The sequence below is a fragment of the Enorma timonensis genome (assembly GCF_000321165.1).
GTDB lineage: Bacteria > Actinomycetota > Coriobacteriia > Coriobacteriales > Coriobacteriaceae > Enorma.
This window is the reverse complement of sequence record NZ_CAPF01000036.1, coordinates 1-21,959: the sequence shown is the minus strand read 5'-3', so window position 1 is coordinate 21,959 and position 21,959 is coordinate 1. Positions and strand designations below refer to the sequence as shown.

The following is a 21,959-nucleotide window of genomic DNA, read 5'->3' as shown; positions in this document are numbered from 1 at the left end:
ATATGCGTCATTCCGAAAGGGCAAATGACAGTTCACGAATGCAAGATCATGAAGGTGTCAGAATGCATGCTGGTCGCCCGCTCTTCATCATAAGGTGCCCCTCGTTCTTGACTTCTGCACTTAACGGAATCCATATGGTGTCAGCACCGGGGGTGGTTACGGGCTTTCCGGTTGTGAAACTGGTTGTTCCCTAACTTAGTCCTTCAATCCGCAAAGGTTCTGAGCGAACGTGCGGAATCATTTTGCCTAGCTGGTGAGGAAGGTCTGCTGCGGGGCAGCATGGTACGGTCTACGGCGACAATAACGTTGTAAGTCATCTGTGTCATGAGGTAGATGAACCTAGGCGCTTGAGCAAGTCCTTCCATTCCCTGTTGGATGATCGAAGGAAAACTTCGGTTATCACAATTGTGGTGGGAATCTTTCTGTCGATTCGCCAATCATCGACTGGCGAGAATGAGTTGCGCATCAATACATAAGGACATTCATTCGAAGACCGCCATGGTTGTAGCAGTGGTTTCCGGAAGGGTGGATGAGCAGGTCAAGATGCGTGCCTAGACGCTTAATGTGGCCGTCCTCGTCGGACGGTGCGATTCGCGTGGTGTGGGAGCGTATCGTGCGACAGGAGAGATGCCGAAGCGGTCGATGCTACTGAGCAACTCGACATCTCGTGCAATTCCCCAGAATGGTTCAGTGAACTATGGGCATCCTTTGGTGTTTACGATTATCTTGGCAGCCTCGATGATGACCAGATGGAGAACATAATCCTGATCTGTCCGATGCCGTAACTTCAACGATCGGAGGTTGCTATTCGATATAAACGTTCTTATCGTCGCATTCGTTGAAGGCGAGCAGCAATCGCAGAACAAGTTGGCGCTATATTCTATCGCCAGCAGTATTACGCTTGGTGCGAGAAATCCGATCTATTCCGGAGATGCAAGCGATGGTGACATTGCCACGCAAGAAAAGAATGATACCGATATTGGAGCAAGGAGAATCCGAATTTCGATATCGAAAGAACAGGAAGAGCGGTTAGGCTCAACCAATCAAAGAGCGGTTAGGCTCAACCAATCAAAGAGTGGTTAGGCTCAACCAATCAATATAATATCTACATCGAATCCAATTCCCAGTTAAGGGGAAGGCAATGAAAGATATTTCTACAATCGCGTCTCTAGAGCAACTTCGCGAAATCAGCTTCTCAGACTTCTACTATTCCTTAGAAAACAAAGAGAACAAGGCTGACGTTGTAAAACGCGTGATTGCTGCAATTGATCCCGGATTCATTCCGATGGTCCTACAGCAACGAAGGCTCGTGATACTCCTTTGTATGATTCGCGATGCCGTTGAAGACAAGAGAATGCAATACCAAATAAAGCTCCAGAAGAAAGAAGAGGAGCTAGAAAAATACAAACAACTAGATAAGCTTTACTCGTCAGTTGGTCGAGTTAGCAGGCTTTATAGCATAGTGAAACACGCGGAAGAGCTTAAAGAGATCCAAGAGGCTATTGGTAACGGGAGAACAGCAACTGGCGGTCTTGGTATAAAAATCAAGTATTTGAATGACGATGAGCTATTTGATCAAATCAAAGAAGATTTCATTAGCGCATCGGTCGAGCATATTGACGCCCTTGTGGCTGATGATGAACGATACCCGGCATTCATGGAAAATCTCAACAATACAATCCGACAACAGATGGTGACGAGCGGAAACAAAGTACTTAAGGGGCTCTATATGCTGCCTCTTCTTGGGGGCGATCAAGAGTTAATCATCTTTTTCGGAAGTGTTTTTCATGCCACTTTTTCTAATACTGATGCATACACGGGACTCCTGTATGCGTCGGAGTACTTCGAGCATGATGAGTCGTATTTAGGTGCAGTATTTCTGCATTCCTCAGAAGAGGAGAAAACGCAAATTGTACGAGACGCTAGAAACGCTCGAGATTATGAGTATGCGCTGAGGCTGTTGCGTGAAGAGAGATATGACGAAGCTGCAAAAGCGTTCGATGCTCTTGGGACATTTAAAAACTCGAAGGTTATGTCGGATAAAGCTCTAGCAGCCCGAGACGAAGCAGCTAAAGCGAAATTATATCAACGGGCAGTAAGCCTTCTGTCCGAAGAGGAGTTCGATAAAGCTGCAGAATTGTTCGAAGAGTTGGGTGATTATTCAGACTCACTTAGGATGCTCGAGAAGACCGTCAATTTGCGCAGCATTAAGCAAAACGACGCTCTTTATTCAGAGGCGGAAAGTGATCTCCAGGAATCAAGATACTTAGATGCGGAAAACATTTTTCTCAGCCTAGGCGAATGGCGTGATGCACCAAATAAGGCTCTCGCTGCGCGCGAGGCATTCAACGAACAGCAATATAAGACGGCGTCCGAACTAAGAAAGCAAGGAGAATACGACAAAGCCATTGAGTTATATTCCCAGATTATTGACTATTCAGATTCTAAGGAGCAGCTAGCTCGAGCTGAGTTCGAAAAGGCTGAAGATGAGACATGGAGAGAACGAGAAGAGGAGCAGCGGCTCAAACACGTATACGATAGAGGAAAAAGCTACTTCGAGAACGGCCAATTTGAAAAAGCCGCTCGTCTATTCTGTGACCTGGGCAACTATGAAGATGCGCCACGGCTGATGAGGAATGCGCAGAATTTGGCGATACAAGAAAAAGCTTATTCCGAGGCATTGGCTCTCCAGTCCCAAGGAGATTATCAAGCTGCTGCAGCTGCTTTTTCTGTTCTAAAGGGGGAGGATGGAGCATGGTATCGGGATTCTCGTCAACGAAAGAAGGAATGCCAAGAAGCTTATGAAAGAGGACTGGCGGCCTCTTACGAAGAGGCGAATCTCTTGATGGCTTCTGGAGAATACAGAGATGCGGAATTGCGGTATAAAAAAATATCTGGCTATCGGCATTCTGATAAGAAGGCAAAGCAGGCATCTCTATTGTTGACTGCGACAAAATCGCTGGTTGCAGGGCAATACGAAATAGTTCGGCAGATTTTAAATAACCCAGCTATTGCGACTCTAAAAGCGGCGGAAGAAATCGGCTCGGACGTTCAAGAAGTTGAAACTGTGCTTAAGCAGATGTCAGGCAAGCAAGAGGAACTGAACAACGTGCGCAGAGAGTTGACGAATGTACAGAGAGAGCTTGCTTGCAATGTAGGGAAGCAGCTCGATCTTGAAGAGGGGGCGCTGGCGATAGTTCCCTCTCAGAAGGAACTCGAAGCAGTCTGTCAAGAAATAAAGCTTATCCGCTTGGAACTAGAGAAATTAGGCCTGTTTGAGATTAAGAAGAGACGGGCGCTAGAGAGTGAATTACAACTCAAGATGGAAAGGCGAGACAAGTGCATCGCTGCAATCCCCGTCGAGAAGAAAGAATTGTTGGAGTCCCTACATCGAGAGAGCGACCTGCTTGATGAACGGAAGTCGCACGCCGAAAAATGCGAGAGATTGCTAGAGGAACAAGTGAGATCTTGTGGAATGAGATTGCTGGAAATAAAGGAGAAGTACCAATAGGGATCTGACAAGCGACCAGCCTCGCATCGCTTCTGCATCCAAGAGTGGTAAACAATCTTGCGCGCGAGCTCGTCCAGAGGGATTGCCCGTGAAACGAAGCGTCCCCATCTTCGTCACTTCATTGTCTTGATAATTCCAATCATGGCAGGTTGGGTTGTGTCCCCCTCCTCCTTCGTTTCGACTTTGTTTCTTTGTCAAAGCGCGAATAAAGATAACACTCTATCTTGAGATTCTGATAAGGCTAAGGATGTTTCTCACTTGCCGTTGCTGGGACGTTGGCATTGTGTTTGTTCATCGCTTTAGAGAAGCCCAGTCCCTTGGGTGATCGGGGTCATTATTAGGCGACGATGAAGGGTATCTATTCGAATAAGGTGTCTTCAGTTCAGCTGCGTCAGCAGATAAGATTTTTATCAGTATCCCATTTATGCGGTAAAACGCCTTTTCAAGACTGTCTATTTTGTAACAGGTTCCGTTGTGATAAAAAACGGGAATCTGGGAGCTGTTGATTACTAGGATTCCATGGGCTATGCAATTTCTCACTCGTCTCCACTCGTCAAGGAGTTGAACCAGGCATTCGTGTTCTGCTTCAGTATATTTTTGATGCGTTGCTACGATATAGGCCACTTGCTTACATTTGCAGGCGAGCGAACATTTCTGTAGCTGCTTCTCGATATGGGAAAGATAATTTAGCTCGTTTAGAGCTGAAATATTGTCATTGAAATGTGACCATGCCAGTATGTCGTTCAATTCAAATTCTATTTCATTTGCTTGTTCGATTATGCTGTAAAGTGCTATGCGTGTTCGGATTTCGAGATTACCAAACTCTTTCATCAAATAGCCGTTCCCTATAATAGAAGCGTGTGACTCATTAGGCCGCTACTAGGTAAGTTTATTCGTCCGACGTGCGAAAATCTGCAAGACCATCGTGGATACTGAGTTTCCGTGTTTCTAAGGTTGATGCGTTTCGGCGCGATTGGGATACTGACGGGGCGGTCTGCCAAAAGAATAGCCCTCATTTTCATACCGCCTAGAAAGTCCGCCTAGAAAGCCCGTTAAAGTAAAGTGTGGTGATGGGTTTGCGAGCTGCCCGCGTGAATCTGTTGTCATAATAGTATATAGACCAGCTAAGGAAGCCTTATCCATACAGCTGGCCTGATGCCCAAATTGGCAACAGCGGTGCCTGATACGCCCAAGCCAACACTTCCTTGTCCGCTCACCCCATAGGCGTAGTACTCAATCTCTTTGCTATATGAGCGCAAATGCCATGCCGTTGTATCACCAGTGTGCATACTAATCCTGTCGGCATCATCTGAGAAATACTTTGCCGCCTCGAAGGGGTCGAGACAAAAAACCTTGTCTAGTGTCACCTGAGGCTCATACTCACTATGTCGAAGTGGGAAAGAGTCGTCGTAGGCAGGGGCTTTCTTAATAAAAGCGCTGTCATGTGTAATATTCTTCTTCGAAAGTATACGTTGGACCGCGTTTTCGTCCATTTCCTTGACGAACTCGCCGTTCAGCCACCTACGCACCGGCGAGCTCTTCCAATCAATCGAGGGGCTCCTTTCCACTCCTTCAATTGACTTTTCGGTATAGCTGGCGCTGCGTACAATGTTTTCGGTTATGAGTAGGGCTGCGTCTCCCACAACCTCTAAAACCCGCCAGAGATAACCTCCGAAAGCAATGTTTCTCGTTGCGCCGGTACGTATATCTTCTGGATACGCAATAGTGAAATCAGAAAACCAATTCTTAACCCTGGCATCTGATGGCGCAACTTTGTCATCAATCCACATGGCGGGACGATGGCCAATACGAGTGCCCTCCATGTAGCGATCAACTTCATAGCCCCCCGCCGCCGTTCCAAAAGCGCTGCCCCACATGCCGTCGCCTACAGAGAAATTGCCGTAACAAACAATAGCTCCGCCGTCGGTCATACTGTCCCATCCGAGTTCATAGGCATGGTATCCAGCCACTTTGAAAAAGCCGGGAGATCTTAGTCCCCAAACCGCGGCATATTCTCTGCCTTTATAGTGTGCTATTCTGTCGCGCTTGTTCCAGTAATACCTCTGCACCTCATCAACGCTTAGAGAGAAGATCTTGTCCCAAGTTGTGCAAGCGGGAATTTGCCAACTTTTCGGATAGTGACTCCAGTTACGCTCCGTGCCAGCTGTATATACTTCAGATTCCATGATTCGGTCTTTGATAAAACGGGGGAGGCTATTCAGGTATGTGCTATTCAGCCATTTTCTGACAGCACTGTCTTCCCACGTGATGTAATTGCCTGGTATAGAAGCGACATTATCAGTTTCGAGGCTCTCCTCTCGATCGTGTGGAATACCGTAATCAAAGCTCACTGCGTAACGAGACATGATGAGAAGGCGTCCTCTGAGCTCATCTTTATCAAGCAAAAGCCAATCATTGATAAGCTCTTTGTTTCTTTGGGCATATGCGCCTAGTCTTGCTTTAAGCTTTCGCGAGCCGAACCTAATCGCCTTTGAATAGTTCGCGCTTTCTGTTAAGTCTTTGAAATCAAATGCGCCTACGCATGCGAGCTGGTCTTCATTCGTTACACGCTTTTCGATCATCAGTGCGGCTAGATAGGCGTTACCGTCCTCGGGGTTGCTATTTAGCGCCTTTTCAACTAACTCATCTGCTTTCGAAAAATCACCATCCTCGCACATTAGATATGCTCTGCGGACGATAGGGTTGATCTCTTCTTCGATCACTTCATAGTCAAGGTGACCTTTGGATTCGATTTCCGACGGATTCAGGCCGTTGCCGTTAAATCCATCTACATCCAATCCAATTTCGTTGAGTCCATTAGAGTCGTAGCCATCTTGATCAAATTGTGTCCCATTGCGATGCATGCCATGGACATCGAAGCCCCGAGCGTTAAAGCCCTCTTTGTCGTAACCGAACTTGTCAAAACCGCGCTTGTCGAAACCGTGTCTGTCGTAGCCTTCTTCATCTAGGCCATCTTTGTCATAGCCGGCGCGGTCGAAGCCCCGATTATCATATCCATTTCTGTCGAAGCCCTCGCTATCAAAGCCCTTTCTGTCATAACCGTTCCTATCGAAACCGGCTGCGTTATAACCGTAATAGTCAAATCCATCGCGGTCATAGCCAAAGCAATCAAACCCCGATTTTGTGTAGCCCTCCGCATCGAAACCGCTCCTGTCGTAACCATCCTCATCAAAGCCTTCAGAATCGAAGCCGTTCCGATCGAATCCATTACAGTTATAGCCATAGTGATCAAATCCGTCACGATCATAGCCTGCAAGGTTGTAGCCATCGCGGCCGTAGCCTTGAGCATCTAACCCTGCGACATCGTAACCGTCCCTGTCAAAGCCCCTTTTATTGAAGCCATCACTGTCAAAGCCTTCAATGTCATAGCCTTCGCGGTTGTAGCCGCGCCTGTTGTAGCCTTTGGCGTTATAACCATCTCTGCCAAAGCCGTTTCGGTCATAGCCATCAAGATTATAGCCATGCCCGTCAAACCCCTCTAAGTCGTAGCCGTTCTTATCGTATCCATCGCGGTCGTATCCATCGCGGTCGTATCCATCGCGGTCGTATCCGTCATGGTCGTATCCATCGCGACCGTAGCCCTCGCGATTCCAGCCGCCGGTGTTGAATCCTAATCGGTCATATCCTTCGCGGTCGAATCCGTGCTTGTCAAAGCCGTCCTTGTCATAACCGAAGCCGAAGATGATCATGAAATCGCCTCCGCGAGGAACATGAATAACAATGTGAGTATTTTACCAAGGATGTCATGGCTATTTCTACCATACTGTTCTGCTGGGGGGCTGCTCCGTGCTATCCCCGAGACGAGGTTATTTCCCACTAAGAATTCCTTTGCGAGGCGCTGGCAATCCGCGAGCTCTCGCTTGGTTTCCGCACATTCCGCACGGTCGTGAGCATTCCGGGCAATTACTACTTAGGATAACAGCGTACGCTTGGTATGGGGCGGTCAAACTACGGCTGCTTTGAGGCTGCAGTGGCCGCTGAGGCAGCTCGAGGGAAGTGAACGGCTTACCTGCCGCTTTAAGGAGGCGAGGCGCTTGGAGTGCGTGTGCGCTTAGGTGCGGTAGGCAAAGTTCCTTTCTGGCGACCGAAGTGCGCGGTTGACTCACTTCGAAACAACAACCCCTGGGAAGCGTGGTGGTGATGATCGCGTACATCCAGGTTTTGGAGGCTATCGGCTCGGACTATCATGTCCACTTGTCTTCCTTGAAGCATCGATAAATAAAATCGTTCTGGATTGTCATGTTCGACAAGATCTCGACTTCTTCAAAGTTTGAGATGTCGAAAACTTTTTTGTTGATTCCATCGTAGGACATCCGGTGCATTCCATATACTGTATACACGTATACAAGGAGGCACATATGGCTACGGCGGTGGTATCTGGCAGGGTTGATGAACAGGTCAAGGCACGTGCGGAGGCGTTCATCCGTGCAGCGGGGCTCTCGGCGGGCGACGTGATCCGTATGGTGTGGGAGCGCATCGCGCAGACAGGCGAGATTCCCGACGCGGGCGATGGTGCCGGGTGGCCTGACGCCGCGCACGATCCCTTGGAGCGGCTTGGTGAGCTTCGCGCGTCATTCGGTGCTTGCGAAGATCTTGTAAGTCTCGATGACGACCAGATGAGGGACATGATTGCGAGCCGCTATGCGTAACTTCAACGACCGGAGGCTGCTCTTCGATACGAACGTTCTGCTCGACGCGCTCGTCGAGGGCAGGCCGCAGTCTCAGGAGGCTTGGGAGGTTCTGCGTCGCTGCAACGGCGGTGGCGACATGGGCCTCGTTACCTCGGGTTCGCTCAAGGACGTGTACTACGTGCTCGGCCGCGGTGGAAGAGAAGCCGCCGCGCGCGAGGCCATCGGCCTGCTGATGGATCTGCTCGTCATTGCGCCCGTGGGCGCGGAGGAATGCGAGCTGTCGCTCCATGCGGGGGAGCCGGATTTTGAGGACGGGCTTGTGCGCGCTGCCGCCGAGCTCAACGACGTCGATTTCATCCTCACGCGCGATGCCCGTGCATTCAAACGGTCGCGCGTGCGGGCGGTGACCTGTGCGGAGTATCTCGAAATATTCGCCGAATAGCTATCCCTGGCTCGATAGGATGAAACGGCCAATCGATTCCTATGATAGAATCCTTTTAGAATCACTTCTTAATTCTGAAAGGATTCTATTATGATGATTAAATCTTCCACAGCGCTTCGGAGTGACTATAATTCGATCTCCGCACTCGCTCACGAGACGGGCGAGCCTGTCTACATCACTAAAAACGGTGACGGCGATTTGGTCGTTATGAGCATCGAGGCATTTGACGGGTATCGGCGAGATCTGGAGCAGCGCGCTGCCGTTTTGGAAGCGGAAGCTCGGAGGCTTGCAGGTGACGCGACCTACAGCGTCGACGAGGCGCGATCCATGCTGAAGGAGCGCTATGCCCGGGCGTGAACCTCGAATTCTCCAAGCAGCTTGGGAGGATATATCCAGCATCGCCGATTATCTGGTGCAAAACGCGAGCGTTCGTACGGCTGAGGAGACTACGGACGCCATTCTCGGCACGATAGAGCTGCTGGGCTCCATGCCGTACCTGGGCTCACTTCATCATGATCCGGTCTTGCAGAAGATGGGATACCGGAAGCTCATATGTGGTTCGTATCTCTGCGTGTATCGAATTATCGATGATGTCCCCACGGTATGCCGCGTGTTCCATACGCATCGGGATTACACGTGGCGCATGAAGTAAAAGTTTGAAGGTAGGGCGTTTTCGACGCGCGGCGGGCGTGAGCGCATTTCGGCATTATCTTTCCGTGGTACAATAAGGCCACGCACTGCAGCAGCGAAAGGCGGCGATCATGGCGGTTTGCGTTCCGGTCAGAGACATGAAGGACACGGCGGCATTCGCCAAGCTCGTTAAGGAATCCCCCGAACCTATCACGGTTACCAAGAACGGCTACAGCGAGTTCGTGGTCATGCGCAGCGAGGACTACGACATGATGCGCGAGGAGGTTGCAAAAGCGCGCCTCGTGCGGGTGCTGGCTGATGCCGACAAAGCATATGAGCAGGGCGAGTATGTAGACGGTGCCACGTTCATCGCTGCCATGAGGGAACAGTATGGCCTGTAGTTACGTTCTGCTTCCTCGGGCGCAGATGGATTTCGAAAACATCGTTCGCTATCTCTCTGTCGAGTTGGCAAGCCCTTTGGCTGCCGCACGATTCGTTGACGAGTTTGAGAAGAACATCGCCTTAGTTTGCGGGCAGCCAGAGATGTGCCCGCTCAGCCGTATGAGCGAGGTGGCTGCACGGGGCTATCGGGCGATGCCGGTGATGCGCTACATCGTTCTGTACGCTCATCGCGACGACAAGATTGTGGTCGCGCATATCTTCCACTCGCTTCAGGATTATGCGCGATACGTATGATGTCGAAAAACCCCTGGGGTAATTTGACATGCTTTACATGCTTTACAGGCGTTCCGCAGCGCGTTACCATCAAGGTGGGCTATTTCGAGGAGGTAGCTATGACTCGGGCGAATGCTGTGGTAGGGGCGCCGGTTCGTAAGAAAGCTGCGGAGGATGATTCCCGGCCTGCACGCGCGACGCGTGGGGTGCGGACTCGGCCGGGTCTTTCGGCAAAACCTGAGCAAAAGCCCGCGCAATCCCAGGTGAACGCGCGTATCGATGCCAATTTGAAAGCTTCGGGCGATGCTGCACTCGCCGCCGCTGGACTTACGCCTACACAGGCGGTGCGCATGCTGTGGTCGCTTGCCGTGCGCTATCAGGACGAACCGGAGAAATTGCGCACCACCCTTGACCCAGATTCCGCCGAACCCTCTGCAGACGAACTTGCCGAACGCCAACGCAAGGCGGCCGCGTATCATAGATGCCTTTCCCTGTGGCAAGATGTCCGAACCACGATGAACATAGCGGAACAAGACCCAGAGTGTAACGAATTATCCGATCGAGAGTACACCGACCTACTCAGGGACGAGCATTTTAGGGAGAAGGGCTACCTGCTATGAAAAGTGGACCCACGCTCCTTATCGATACGAATATCTGGATCGATGCTTTTGACGGTGATCGCAAACAGCATATGCGCGCCCATGTCTTGCTCGACACTGCATTCGAACGGGGCGTGACGTTGGCATTCGCTGTGAGCAGCCTTAAGGACGTGTACTATGCGCTCTCTAGCGCATTGAAGCGTCAAAGTAGGACGGTGAATGGCGTGCTGAGCGAGGAGGATGCACGCTCGGCGGAAGCATACGCCTGGGCGTGTGTCCAGAACATGCAAGAGATCGCCACGTCGGTTGCGGTAGATGTCTCAGACGTATGGCTTGCGGGGAAATTTCGAAGCCAGATGCATGATTTCGAAGATGCGCTCGTTGCGGCCGCGGCATCGCGTTGCCATGCCGATGTACTCGTCACGAATGACGAGCGGTTCCTGCGGCACAGCCCCGTGAATGCCATGGATGCGGCGGATGCGCTCACGTACATAACGCTGTCGTCTCTGTAGCCGAGGAGATGGGTTGGAACGAACCCGTCCCCAATCAACCGCGACGGGCGGCGCACCACTCACGCACGCGGGCGCGCATGCCTTCGATATCGAGCACGCCTTCGGCGAAGCCTTTGCGCACGAGCTCTGCGGGCAGCAGCTCGTCGTACTTGTCGAAGTAGGGCACCTCGCCGGGGTAGACGAGGTCGAGGGGGTCGAAGTCCTTCTCCGCTTCCGCCTCGAGCACGCTCCAGAACGTGTCCTCGTCTGCGCGCATACGGAATTGGATGAAGTATGGCCGCGACGGGTCGAGGCCGCGCAGCCCAATCTCGCCCGCGCACTTGATCTTCAGCAGCCGCTCGAGCGCCAAGAACGCATAGCTTCCCAGCCAGGGGAAGAGCACCCAGGTGTCGCCGCCCAGATTGATGAGGGGGCGCTTCGCCGCGCCGCTCTGCTCGGCCGTCCACCGTGCCTGACGCAGGCGCGCTCGTGCGTTGTCGAGCAGGTACGGGTATACCTCGTGCTCCGACAGCACGCGGCGCATGCGCTCGAGCACGTGCGTGTCGATGTCGCCCGCGCAGTCGCCGAAGTACGCCGGCACGCGACCTTTCACCTGCGTGCAGTACACAAGGTGGCGCTTCCAGTCCACTTCCTCCACAAGCCAGCAGTGCCCGGCGATGGCGATGCGCTCTCCCGGAGGCGGCGGGTTCACGATGGTGCCGAGCTCCGCGCTCTCGCAGCGCACGGTGAACTCCTCGTTCTCTTGGAACACGGCGTAGAACTTGAACGAATTCGTGATGCGTTCGCCCGCGAGCCCCACGATGAGGCCGCCGCCCTCGGTGGATTGGATCTGTTCCGTCTCGAGCAGGTGGCGCAGGAGCACGCGGAAGTCGTCGGCGGAGACGCGGTGGAAGTAGGAGAGCGTGAGCACGCGCTGCGCGAGCTCCGCAGGAGAGAGCTCCCCGCACGAGGCGAGCGTCGCCATGGTCTGGTGGTAGAGCAGGCTGTAAGGCAGGCGGTCGAGGCGCGGCGGCTCCACCCAATGCTCCTCGCGCGTGAGCTGCACGAGGGCGATGCCCTGCAGGAGCTTCCATGGGATGGTTTCCGGCATGGTGGTGCGGGGTTCCGGCTGCTCTTCGCGTAGGACGAAGTGCATCTCCGGCGGCGCGCCGCGGCGCCCGGTGCGGCCCATGCGCTGCAGGAAGCTCGACACGGTGAACGGCGCGTCGATCTGGAAGGCGCGTTCGAGCCGGCCGATGTCGATGCCCAGCTCGAGCGTGGCGGTGGTGACGGTGGTGTCGAGCCGCTCGTCGTCGCGCATGATGTCTTCGGCATTCTCGCGCAGGCTCGAAGAGAGGTTGCCGTGGTGGATGAGGAAGCGGTCGGGCTCGTGCGTCGCCTCGCAGTAGCTGCGGAGCATCGTGCATACGGCCTCGGCCTCCTCGCGCGAGTTCACGAAGACGAGGCATTTGTGGCCGCGCGTGCGCTCGAAGATGTAGCCTATGCCGGGGTCGGCGTTTTCCGGTGCGGTATCGGTGACGCGCGGTGCGAGGCCGGTGTCGGCGGGTGGGACTTCAGCATCAGGTGTTAGAGTCCCACCTGCCTCCGGCAATGAGACTTTGGCACCAGGTGCTAAAGTCTCATCTGTGTCCTCGACCCGCTCTACCGACAGGACGTCGGCTTCCACCGCGCCGTCTGCACGCTTGGGCATTTCGGTTGCCGCGCGCTCGACAGCCTGCGGGCCCGTTAGGTAGAAGTGTTCCATCGAGAGCCGCCACGTGCGCCCGGGCTCTTCGAAGCGCGGGATGATGCAGCCGCGTCCGGTGCCGCTCGAAAGGAAGGCGCCCGTGCGTTCCGGGTCGCCGATGGTCGCGGAAAGGCCGATGCGCCGCGGGTTCACGCCCGCCATGCGCGAGAGGCGCTCGATGAGGCAGAGCGTCTGCCCGCCGCGGTCGCCGCGCAACAGCGAATGCACCTCGTCGATCACCACGAAGCGCAGGTCGTGGAAGAGGCGCGGCACCGCCATGTGTCGATGCATGAGCAGCGCCTCGAGTGATTCCGGCGTGATCTGCAGGATGCCGCTCGGATGTTTCAGCAGCTTCTGCTTATGCGAGGACGAAACGTCGCCGTGCCAGTGCCACACGGGGATATCTGCCTCTTCGCAGAGGTCGTTCAGGCGCATGAATTGGTCGTTGATGAGAGCTTTGAGCGGCGCCACATAGAGCGCGCCCACGCTTGAGGGCGGGTTCTCCCATAGGTCTGTGAGGATGGGGAAGAACGCAGCCTCTGTCTTGCCCGAGGCGGTCGAGGCGGTGAGCAGCACGTTTTCATCGGTGTTGAAGATCGCTTCGCCGGCGGCGACTTGGATGCCGCGCAGGTTCTCCCATGCGTGGTCGTAGATGAAATCTTGCACGAATGGTGCGTAGCGTTCGAAGATGCCCATGGCCGCCCTCCTTCCCTGAGTGGGACTTTATCACCAGGTCTCAGAGTCCCACGTTCCGTCGTGGCAAACGACGTCGACATTTTCCGACAGTTTTACCGTTCGCGAGGAGAAAAATGGCGAAAAACGTCGACGTTGTCGCGTGGGATTCTGACACCAGGTCTCAGAGTCCCACACGCTAAATGGTGAACTCGGCGAATTCGGTGGGAGAGCGTTCGCCGGTGCCGCTGCTCGCGGAGGCGCTGGCCGTCGTCGCGTCGGTAGCGCCGCGCACGCTTGTGCCGCCATCGCCCGCAGCGCCGCCTCCGTCAGCCGTGCCGTCTACGCTGCCCAGCAGCCCTTCCACCGGCGCATTCGGATTCTGGTACGCGATATCCAACAGCTCGATAAAGTCGCGGATGACCTCGCGCGGCGTGAGGTGCGTGTCCGCCCCCACGCGGCCGAATTCGATTTTGAGGAATTCCACCAAGTGCTCGGTGGAAAGCCGCGGCTCATAGCCGAAGTACCCTGCGTGGATCTGCTGCAGCTTCTCGATGAGCACCAAGAGCTCCTCGTAGGTGAGGGGATGCAGGTGGATGATGGGCGCGAGCATGTCGCGCATGCCCTCCGTGGCGAAGCGCCCCTGCGTGAGGCGGCTGCGGAGCGCCTCGTAGCTGAACACGCCGCGCCGCCGGTCTTCGATAGATTGCGGCGTGCCGCCCATGATGATCCCTAAGTGCCGCGCCTTGCCCTGCAGCGTGTCGTTGTACATGGTGAGAATCTTCTCGTAGTTGTACTGGCGCGTGATGGCGTTGGGAATCTTGAACAGGTTCACGAGCTCGTCGATGAGCACGAGCAGCCCCTTATAGCCCGCACCCGTGAGGAACGCCGCGAAGAGCTTCACGTAGTCGTACCAGTCGTCGTCGCCGATGATGGTCGAAGTGCCGAGCTCCGCTTTCGCTTCCGTCTTAGTGCGGTATTCGCCGCGGAACCACTTGAGCGCGCAGGATTTGCGCTCGTCGTCGCTCTCAATGCTGGCGTCGCGGTAGATGCGCAGCATGCGGGTGAAGTCGAATCCGTGCACCAGTTCCTCGAGGGGTGCGAGCTGGCTGCGGAGAACTTGCTCTGCGGACGAGCCGGCGGGATTCGAGCCGGTCGGTTTCGCGCTCGTCGCTTCAGCGGATGACTCATCGAAACCTGTCTCAAATGAGTCGCGCCAGCCAATAACCCCCGTCCCCATTGGTTGGTTCGTGCTGGCGACCCAGCGGTCGAGGATGAGGCCGAGCGCTCCGCCTTCTGGCCGCGTCTTGGTGGAAAGGTTGCGGATGAGCTCGCGGTACGTTGCGAGCCCCTGACCCTGGCCGCCCTGCAGGCGCCGTTCGGGGGAGAGGTCGGCATCGGCCACGACGAAGCCTTCGCCCATGGCGTGCGTGCGGATCGTCTGCAACAGGAAGCTCTTGCCGCTGCCGTAGCGTCCCACCAGGAAACGGAAGCTTGCACCGCCGTCCGCGATGAGCGAGAGGTCCGTGAGAAGCGCGCGAATCTCGGTCTCGCGCCCCACGGTAATGTAGGGCAGGCCGATGCGCGGCACCACGCCGCCCTTGAGCGAGTTCAAGATTACGGCAGCCACGCGCTTGGGTACGCGTGGTGCGGTGCCAGCGCCCGCCGCCGCACTACCGATACGTTCACTCATATTCCCAGCACCCCTCGAACCTCGTCCTCGTAATCCTCGATAACCTGCGCCCCGTCGGCGCCAAACTCAATGACCGTATCGCCCACCACGTCGAACAGCTTTTCGTTGATTCCGTCGACGAGCATATCCTCCGAGACCCCCGACGGCACCTCAGCATCTCCTGCAAGCAGCCCCAGCAGGTACTCCCGTTCACCCTCAGAGAGCAGTGACGACCCATCGACACCACCCGTATGAAGGGCATCCACGCCCGCTTGTACGTGACCGTCTCTCGACCCTCCCAGGTCGCAAGCGGCTTCGGCAGCGTCACCCTCCGGGACAACTATATCCTTCCGTGCGGACGGGCATGTGGAGGCGAGCAGAATATCGTTTTCCGGGGGTTCGGCACCATCGTCCCGGCGCAGTTCCGCAGGAAATTCGCCGAAGGCGAATTGACGAGGACTGTTTGAGCACGGGACGATGGTGCCGAACCCCTCGGCCGATTCTTCTCGGCTGCATTTGACCGGGGCACCTTCTCGCTCCTCATCTGTCAGCAGCGCCTCCCGAATCTCTGCCGCCGTGCTCCGAATTCCCGCGAGCTGCGAGAGGTCGATATCGATGTGCCGAGGCGCGTGCTTCTCCTTCCATGCAAGCCACGTCGCGATTTCCTTGTCGATCATCGCATCCAGGTACTTCGGCAGCTTCTTCTCCTTGATGGGATGCGGGTAGGAGAGCGCGTCGCGCAGTTTGCGGTCGCAGGCACGCAGCACGGAACCGAGCCGGGCGCTCTTCTCGCGTGCGCCGTAGGTGCGGATGCATTCCCATCGACCGTTTCGACACCGATACCAGTGGATGGGGTCGAGCGCGTAGTCCGCGTCCTCATGCGGCACTGCTTCGAAAAACACGCCGCTCCCGAACATCGTATAGGGCATCCGCGCCTGCTCGCCGAACATGCTCTCGATGAGCCCCTCTACCCGGTGCTTTCGGTAATATCCCAAAAGTCGCACGTAGACCGCGCATACAACATGCCGGAGGTCGTCGGGGTAATCTTTGTACGATCTCGCGAGCCGCACGCGATAGGTGGAGAGCGCATCGATGGCTTCAAGCAGCTCCTGTTCGCGCGCTTCGTCGGGCGGCAGCGCGAGTGCGCCCTCGGGTTTTTGCTGCGAACCGGAGCTATCGGCATCTTCTTCCCGCGCCACGATGACATCGATGCTGTTTAAGACAGCGGGGTCGAACGGCGCGCTCGCCTGGACAAGCCGCAAGAGCGCGCGATCGAAGACGACGGCAGGATCGTTATCCAGAAGCGCGGGATCAAGCCCATGGTAGACCACATAGTCGCGGAGCCAGGGAGCCATGAAGCGGTCGAGCTCCGGCGAGAACTCACGATACGCCTGCCAGACCTCTTTGAGCTGCGCGAATCCCTCGCGCGCGTTCGCGACGCCGATGCCGCAGATGAGCTCGTAGATGTACAGGTACACGAATGAAAGCGACGTCTTTTGGATATCACCGTGCCTAACCTGCGTGCGCCAGGTGAAATACCCGCGCAGCTGGCGGTCGCTCAATGCGTTGTACGTGGGATAGTAACTCTTGAACTCACCGGTGTAGGGGCAATCGTCTTCGAAATCGGCCATGAACATACCCTGGCGGTAAAAGAGCTCGGCCTCGCTGAGCCAGCGGCCGTGCGGCTCACCCTCCTCCCAGCGCGAGATTGCCCTCATTTCGCGGTACCGTTCTGGCAGGTAGCTCGCCATCTTGCGACCGGTGGTGAGGATGGGCTCATCGCGGTAGACGGTACTCGAGAAATGGGAGCTCGTGCGCATGCGGTCGCTCGAGGTGATGTTGCTGATGAGCTCCTGGATGGCGCGAAGCTTCTCTTCCGTCGACCTTCCTGCGGGTTCCATGCGCACCTCCCTCCCATCATCCTGCGAGCGTTGTTCAGCTTTCCATTCTACTATAAAAGCAAACGTATGTTCGAACAATTATTGCCACCAGCCATTGGGGACGGGGGTTATTGGCGGGTCAGCCAATGGCGGGCCAGCCAATAACCCCCGTCCCCAATGGCTGGCCGAAGGGCGCGGGCTCCCGTGTCCGCGCGGCTATAGCGGCAGGAATGCGATTGCTGCGGCGATCACCACGGCGGGAAGCATGTTCGCCGGTTTGAAGAGCTTCTCCCAAATAAGGTTTACACCCACGCAGAAGATGAGGATCGAGCCCACGAGCGAGAGGTTCGCAAGTGCGGTCTCGGTCATGATGGGGTGGATGAACTGCGCCAAGAACGTGATGCTGCCCTGGAAGATCGCGACGGGGATGGCCGAGAACAGGCAGCCCTTGCCCATGGACGCCGTCATGACGAGCACGATGAGCGCGTCGAGCGCGCCCTTCATGGTGAGCGTCGACCAGTCGCCGGTAAGGCCGTCTTGGATGGAGCCCACGATCGCCATGGCGCCGATGCACACGGTAAGCGATGCGGTCACGAAGGCGTTGACGAACTCGTTGTCGCCATCGCTGCCGGTCTTCCGCTTGAGCCATTCGCCGAACTGCTCGAACTTGCTGTCGAGGTCGATCGCCTCGCCGATGAGCGACCCGAAGGCGAGCGACGCGAAGACCATCATGGAGCCAGTGCTCGCGATGCTGCCGTCCGGCGCGGCGGTAAGCATGCCGGCAAGCGCGCCGGAAAGCCCCACGAAAAGCACGCTCACCCCGGCCGCCTTCATGAGCGTGTCCTGCAGCCGCGGGATGAAGAAGCGCCCGCCGGCGAGCCCGATGATACCGCCTGCCAGCAGCAAGACGACATTGATGACGGTTCCCATTCCTATCATGGGCGGTGTGCCTCCCGGTACGTTCGATTGTTTCCAGACCGCGTCGCGCGTGCGGCACAGCCGGCGCTGTGGTGCGGATGTGCTTCAATTTTACTCTAGCGATGCCGGGGTGCTAGCCTCGTCGCCGCGCGCTCCGTTCGCAACGTGAAGGGGAGGGGATATGCACATCCAGCCATGGTCCGTCGAGTTCGACGATTTCCTTCACGATGAATCGCGAAACCGCGGGCATGCAGAGACGATCTCGTTCCCGCGTACGGAAGAGGACGTGCGCGCGGTCGTTCGCGAGTTGTATGCGGGTGCGGTGCCCATCACGGTGCAGGGTGCGCGCACCGGTCTCGCGGCGGGCGCGGTGCCGCAGGGCGGGCACGTGCTTAACCTTTCGCGCATGAATCGGTGTTTAGGTTTGCGCCAGGATGAGCGCGGTCGCTTCTTTGTGCGCGTGCAACCTGGCCTCGTCCTTTCCGAGCTGCGGAAATACCTGGCTGCAAAGGCGATTCCTGCAGACGGTTGGGATGCTGCGTCGCTTGCCTACCTCGCGGCGCTTGCCGAAGCGCCCGAGCAGATGTTCCCCACCGACCCAACGGAAACCTCGGCGACGCTCGGCGGCATGGCGGCCTGCAACGCATCGGGCGCGCGCAGCTACCGGTACGGCGCCATGCGGGAGCACGTGACGGCGCTGCGCCTCGTGCTCGCCGATGGCGACGTGCTTGCATTGCGGCGCGGCGCGTGCTGCGCTCACGGTCGGCGGCTCTCGATTACCACAGAGGGAGGTCGGCGCATCGACGTCGCGCTGCCCCGCTACGAGATGCCCCACGCCAAGAACGCCTCGGGCTACTTTGTCGCGGACGACATGGATGCCGTGGACTTGGTGATCGGTTCGGACGGCACACTCGGCATCATCACGGAGCTCGAGCTCGCCCTGCTACCGGCGCCCGACGTGACCTGGGGCGTGAGCTGCTTTTTCGCCGAGGAATCTCAGGCGGTGGCCGCCACCATCGCGGCGCGCGAGCGCATGCGCCATGCCGCGGCACTCGAGTACTTCGACCCTGCCGCGCTCGACGTGCTCCGCCGTGCTCGCGCAACGGGCTCCGCCTTCGCCGCGCTGCCGGAGCTGCCCGAATCGTTCGGCTGCTGCCTGTTCGTTGAGCTTCAGGCGGCGAGCGAGGAAGAGGCCATGGAGGATGTGGAGCGCTTGGGCAGGCTCGTCGAAGAGGCGGGCGGCGACGCGGGCGCGTCGTGGGTGGCGCGCACGGCCATCGACAGCGAGACGCTGCGATTCTTCCGCCATGCGGTGCCGGAAAGCGTGAACATGCTCATCGACGAGCGTCGCCGCACGGAGCCCGCGATCACGAAGCTCGGCAGCGACATGTCCGTGCCGAACGATCGCCTGGCGGACGTCATGGCGCTCTACCGCTCGACGCTCGCCGAGGCAGGGCTCGAAGCCGCGGCATGGGGGCATATCGGCGACAACCATTTGCACGTGAACATTTTGCCGCGCACGAGCGGGGAATTCGCGCAGGGTAAAGAGCTGTTCCGCCGCTGGGCGCACGAGGTCACCGCGATGGGTGGCGCCGTCTCCGCCGAGCACGGCGTGGGCAAGATCAAGCGCGATTTCCTCGAGATCATGTATGGTGAGGAGGCCATTGCGCAGATGGCGCGCCTGAAGCTCGCGTTCGATCCGGCGGCGCAGCTGGGGCGCGGAAACCTCATACCCGAGCAGCTGCTTCCCGCCATTGGGGACAGTCCCCAATGGCGCGCCAAAAGGGACAGGCGTTGCGCGGATGGTTTGACGTGCGCGGCCGGGGAGGTGCGGGCATGATGCATATCGTGGTATGCGTGAAGGCGGTGCCCGGTTCGACCGGGGTGCGCATGGATCCCGTTACCCATACGATCGTGCGCGATGGCGGCGCCGCGGTGGTGAATCCCTTCGACGCCGCGGCGCTCGAGGTGGCGCTTCGCATCAAGGAGGCGCTGGCAACCGAGGGTTCGACCTGCCGCGTGAGCGCGCTTTCCATGGGCATCCCGGCAACGGAGGCCTTGCTGCGCGACTGCATCGCCCGCGGTGCCGACGACGCACTCCTGCTCTCCGACCGCGCCTTCGCCGGCGCGGATACGCTTGCGACGAGCTATGCGCTGTCGCGCGGCCTGCGCGAGCTGGGCATCGGCGGCGGGGATGCGCCCGATTTATGGCTCATCATCTGCGGAAAGATGGCGGTCGATGGCGACACCGCGCAGATTGGCCCCGAGCTCGCCGGCCTTCTCGATGTACCCTGTGTGACCGACGTGCGCTCGTTCGCAAGCGAGGGCCTGAGTCCGGGACGGAAATACTCACCTGAGTGGATGCGCGTGCGCCATGGCGTTGACGAAGGCATCGAGACGGTTGAGGTGCCGCTTCCGGCGGTCATCACCGTGGCGAAGGATATCGTGCAGCCGCGCATGCCGAGCATCGCAGGCGTGCTTGCCGCGCGCGCCGCGGTGGTCGAGGTGCGCGGCGCGGCAGATGTGGGCGCGGACACGGCTCGCACGGGGCTCGCCGGATCGCCCACGCAGGTCGTGCGCTCATTCGTGCCCGAGCGTTCGGGTGCGTGCGAGACGCTTGCCGGCACGCTCGCCGAGCAGGCGGCGCGCGTTGCGGAACTTTGGGGAGGTGGCGCGCGATGAGCGGTCTTGTGGTAGATGCCGAGCGCTGTGTGGGCTGCAAGCGCTGCGTCCGAGCGTGCGCCTTCGGTGGAATCGTGGTCGAAGGACGCCTCGCGCGCCCCACGGATGCGTGCACGCTGTGCGGATCATGCGTCGAGGCGTGCCCGGTGCAGGCGCTTTCCATCGACCGCGGGCACGTGGCCGCCGGTGACGGTGCGGGTGCCGATGCGTCGGCATGCCGAGATATCTGGGTCGTGGGGCAGCTCGATGCCGCGGGCGCGGTGCTGCCCGTCACGTTCGAGCTCATCGCCAAGGCGCGAGAGCTCGCCTCCAGCCAAAAGGGACAGTCCCCTTTGGCGGGTCTGTCCCTTTTGGCAGAACGCCGGGTGGTGGCGGTGCTTGCGGAGGGCGTGGCGGCCGAAAGCCAGGCGTCGCAGCTCATCGCCGCCGGCGCGGACGAGGTGCTCCGTTGCCGCGACGGGAGGTTCCCCAGCGCGGACACGGCGGTACTCGCCGCCCTGATCGCCGAGCTCGCCCGTGAGCGTCATCCCGAAACCGTGCTCTTCGGGGCGACGGCGCTCGGGCGCGAGTTGGCGCCGCGGGTCGCCGTGCTGCTGCAGACGGGACTCACGGCAGACTGCACGGAGCTTTCGATCGACGCCGAAACCGGGCTGCTTCGTCAGACGCGTCCAGCGTTTGGCGGAAATCTCATGGCGACGATCGAGTGTCCCGTGCATCGCCCGCAGATGGCGACGGTGCGCCCAGGGGTGTTTCCGGTCGCGGTGGACGCCTGCGCACAGCGCGCCGGCGATGTTGCACCCGGGATCATCACCGATATCGCGTTCGATGCGACGGTGCATCCACGCGTGCGCAGGCTCGACCTGGAGCCGGTCGCAGCGGGAACCATCGCTCAGGCGAAGCGGCTCGTCGTGGTGGGGCGCGGTATCGGGTCCAAGAAGCATCTTCCGCTTATGAAGCGCCTGGCGGAGTTGCTCGACGCGGATCTGGGGTGCACGCGCCCGCTCGTCGAGGCGGGATGGCTCGACTATGCACACCAGGTGGGGCAGACTGGTGCTTCCGTTGCCCCGGAGCTCCTCTTGAGTCTGGGCGTTTCCGGTGCGATCCAGCATCTCGCGGGCATGGGCGGCGCGCAGACCGTCATCGCCGTCAACGAGGATTCTTCGGCACCCATCTTCGGTGCGGCGCGGTATGCCGTCGTGGGCGATTGCATCGCGTTTGCCGAAGAACTCGTCCGCCAGCTCGACTCGCGCTAACACCAGCCAATAGGGACGGGGGATTTTGGCTGGCTCAATGACAGGCCGTTGGCACCAGCCAACAACCCCCGTCCCCATTGGCTGGTCGTTGGCACAACCCCCGTCCCCATTGGCTGGTCGTTGGCACCAGCCAAT

18 protein-coding genes are annotated in these 21,959 nt (G+C 57.8%); 13 read left to right on the top strand and 5 right to left on the bottom strand.

Annotation, left to right across the window (positions count from 1 at the left end; all coding sequences use genetic code 11):
• The first annotated feature begins 801 nt into the window (after positions 1 to 801).
• Complete coding sequence (locus tag BN423_RS11545) at positions 802 to 1,083, top strand: hypothetical protein (protein ID WP_154820275.1); 282 nt, start codon at positions 802 to 804, stop codon at positions 1,081 to 1,083.
• Positions 1,084 to 1,141: 58 nt separating this feature from the next.
• Positions 1,142 to 3,511, top strand: coding sequence for a hypothetical protein (locus BN423_RS04115; RefSeq protein WP_019239000.1), 2,370 nt, complete (start codon positions 1,142 to 1,144; stop codon positions 3,509 to 3,511).
• A gap of 1,124 nt (positions 3,512 to 4,635) precedes the next feature.
• Here BN423_RS04115 and BN423_RS11660 read toward each other — a convergent pair.
• Complete coding sequence (locus BN423_RS11660; protein WP_187367793.1) at positions 4,636 to 7,221, bottom strand: DUF6273 domain-containing protein; 2,586 nt, start codon at positions 7,219 to 7,221, stop codon at positions 4,636 to 4,638.
• Between the two features lie 669 nt (positions 7,222 to 7,890).
• Here BN423_RS11660 and BN423_RS04090 point away from each other — a divergent pair.
• The 8 genes from BN423_RS04090 to BN423_RS04055 all read left to right on the top strand — a co-directional run bounded on the left by BN423_RS04090 (position 7,891) and on the right by BN423_RS04055 (position 11,021).
• Positions 7,891 to 8,181 carry a type II toxin-antitoxin system RelB/DinJ family antitoxin gene (locus BN423_RS04090; protein ID WP_019238994.1) on the top strand — a complete coding sequence of 97 codons (291 nt, stop codon included), beginning with the start codon at positions 7,891 to 7,893 and terminating at the stop codon, positions 8,179 to 8,181.
• Positions 8,174 to 8,605, top strand: coding sequence for a type II toxin-antitoxin system VapC family toxin (locus BN423_RS04085; RefSeq protein ID WP_019238993.1), 432 nt, complete (start codon positions 8,174 to 8,176; stop codon positions 8,603 to 8,605). Before BN423_RS04090 ends, BN423_RS04085 begins: the two co-directional genes overlap by 8 nt.
• A gap of 90 nt (positions 8,606 to 8,695) precedes the next feature.
• Positions 8,696 to 8,962 carry a type II toxin-antitoxin system Phd/YefM family antitoxin gene (locus BN423_RS04080; RefSeq protein WP_019238992.1) on the top strand — a complete coding sequence of 89 codons (267 nt, stop codon included), beginning with the start codon at positions 8,696 to 8,698 and terminating at the stop codon, positions 8,960 to 8,962.
• Complete coding sequence (locus BN423_RS04075; protein WP_019238991.1) at positions 8,949 to 9,257, top strand: type II toxin-antitoxin system RelE/ParE family toxin; 309 nt, start codon at positions 8,949 to 8,951, stop codon at positions 9,255 to 9,257. The genes BN423_RS04080 and BN423_RS04075 overlap by 14 nt, the downstream gene beginning before the upstream one ends.
• A gap of 109 nt (positions 9,258 to 9,366) precedes the next feature.
• A complete protein-coding gene (locus BN423_RS04070) occupies positions 9,367 to 9,636 on the top strand; it encodes a type II toxin-antitoxin system Phd/YefM family antitoxin (protein ID WP_019238990.1) in 270 nt (89 codons plus the stop codon).
• A complete protein-coding gene (locus tag BN423_RS04065; RefSeq protein WP_019238989.1) occupies positions 9,626 to 9,931 on the top strand; it encodes a type II toxin-antitoxin system RelE/ParE family toxin in 306 nt (101 codons plus the stop codon). The genes BN423_RS04070 and BN423_RS04065 overlap by 11 nt, the downstream gene beginning before the upstream one ends.
• A 98-nt stretch (positions 9,932 to 10,029) precedes the next feature.
• Positions 10,030 to 10,530: a type II toxin-antitoxin system RelB/DinJ family antitoxin gene (locus tag BN423_RS04060; RefSeq protein ID WP_232385493.1), complete on the top strand. Its 501-nt coding sequence runs from the start codon at positions 10,030 to 10,032 to the stop codon at positions 10,528 to 10,530.
• Complete coding sequence (locus BN423_RS04055; protein WP_019238987.1) at positions 10,527 to 11,021, top strand: type II toxin-antitoxin system VapC family toxin; 495 nt, start codon at positions 10,527 to 10,529, stop codon at positions 11,019 to 11,021. The genes BN423_RS04060 and BN423_RS04055 overlap by 4 nt, the downstream gene beginning before the upstream one ends.
• A 34-nt stretch (positions 11,022 to 11,055) precedes the next feature.
• Here the strand turns inward: BN423_RS04055 and BN423_RS04050 are convergent, their stop codons facing one another.
• From BN423_RS04050 to BN423_RS04035, 4 genes are all read right to left on the bottom strand, one after another.
• On the bottom strand, positions 11,056 to 13,443 hold the full coding sequence (locus BN423_RS04050) for a DEAD/DEAH box helicase (protein WP_019238986.1): 2,388 nt from the start codon (positions 13,441 to 13,443) through the stop codon (positions 11,056 to 11,058).
• Positions 13,444 to 13,618: 175 nt separating this feature from the next.
• Positions 13,619 to 15,112 (bottom strand): ATP-binding protein, encoded by a 1,494-nt coding sequence (locus tag BN423_RS04045; protein WP_187367792.1) that lies wholly within the window; start codon positions 15,110 to 15,112, stop codon positions 13,619 to 13,621.
• Positions 15,109 to 16,992, bottom strand: a complete 1,884-nt coding sequence (locus tag BN423_RS04040; protein ID WP_019238984.1) for a TerB N-terminal domain-containing protein — start codon at positions 16,990 to 16,992, stop codon at positions 15,109 to 15,111. The genes BN423_RS04045 and BN423_RS04040 overlap by 4 nt, the downstream gene beginning before the upstream one ends.
• A gap of 195 nt (positions 16,993 to 17,187) precedes the next feature.
• Positions 17,188 to 17,910 carry a DUF554 domain-containing protein gene (locus BN423_RS04035; RefSeq protein WP_026088999.1) on the bottom strand — a complete coding sequence of 241 codons (723 nt, stop codon included), beginning with the start codon at positions 17,908 to 17,910 and terminating at the stop codon, positions 17,188 to 17,190.
• Positions 17,911 to 18,070: 160 nt separating this feature from the next.
• On the opposite strand from BN423_RS04035, the gene BN423_RS04030 reads away from it, so the two are divergent.
• From BN423_RS04030 to BN423_RS04020, 3 genes are read left to right on the top strand one after another with little or no spacing between them, the layout of a single operon-like run.
• Complete coding sequence (locus tag BN423_RS04030) at positions 18,071 to 19,729, top strand: FAD-binding oxidoreductase (RefSeq protein ID WP_019238982.1); 1,659 nt, start codon at positions 18,071 to 18,073, stop codon at positions 19,727 to 19,729.
• Positions 19,726 to 20,571, top strand: a complete 846-nt coding sequence (locus tag BN423_RS04025; protein WP_019238981.1) for an electron transfer flavoprotein subunit beta/FixA family protein — start codon at positions 19,726 to 19,728, stop codon at positions 20,569 to 20,571. Before BN423_RS04030 ends, BN423_RS04025 begins: the two co-directional genes overlap by 4 nt.
• Positions 20,568 to 21,824, top strand: a complete 1,257-nt coding sequence (locus BN423_RS04020) for an electron transfer flavoprotein subunit alpha (RefSeq protein WP_019238980.1) — start codon at positions 20,568 to 20,570, stop codon at positions 21,822 to 21,824. Before BN423_RS04025 ends, BN423_RS04020 begins: the two co-directional genes overlap by 4 nt.
• Positions 21,825 to 21,959: the final 135 nt, after the last annotated feature.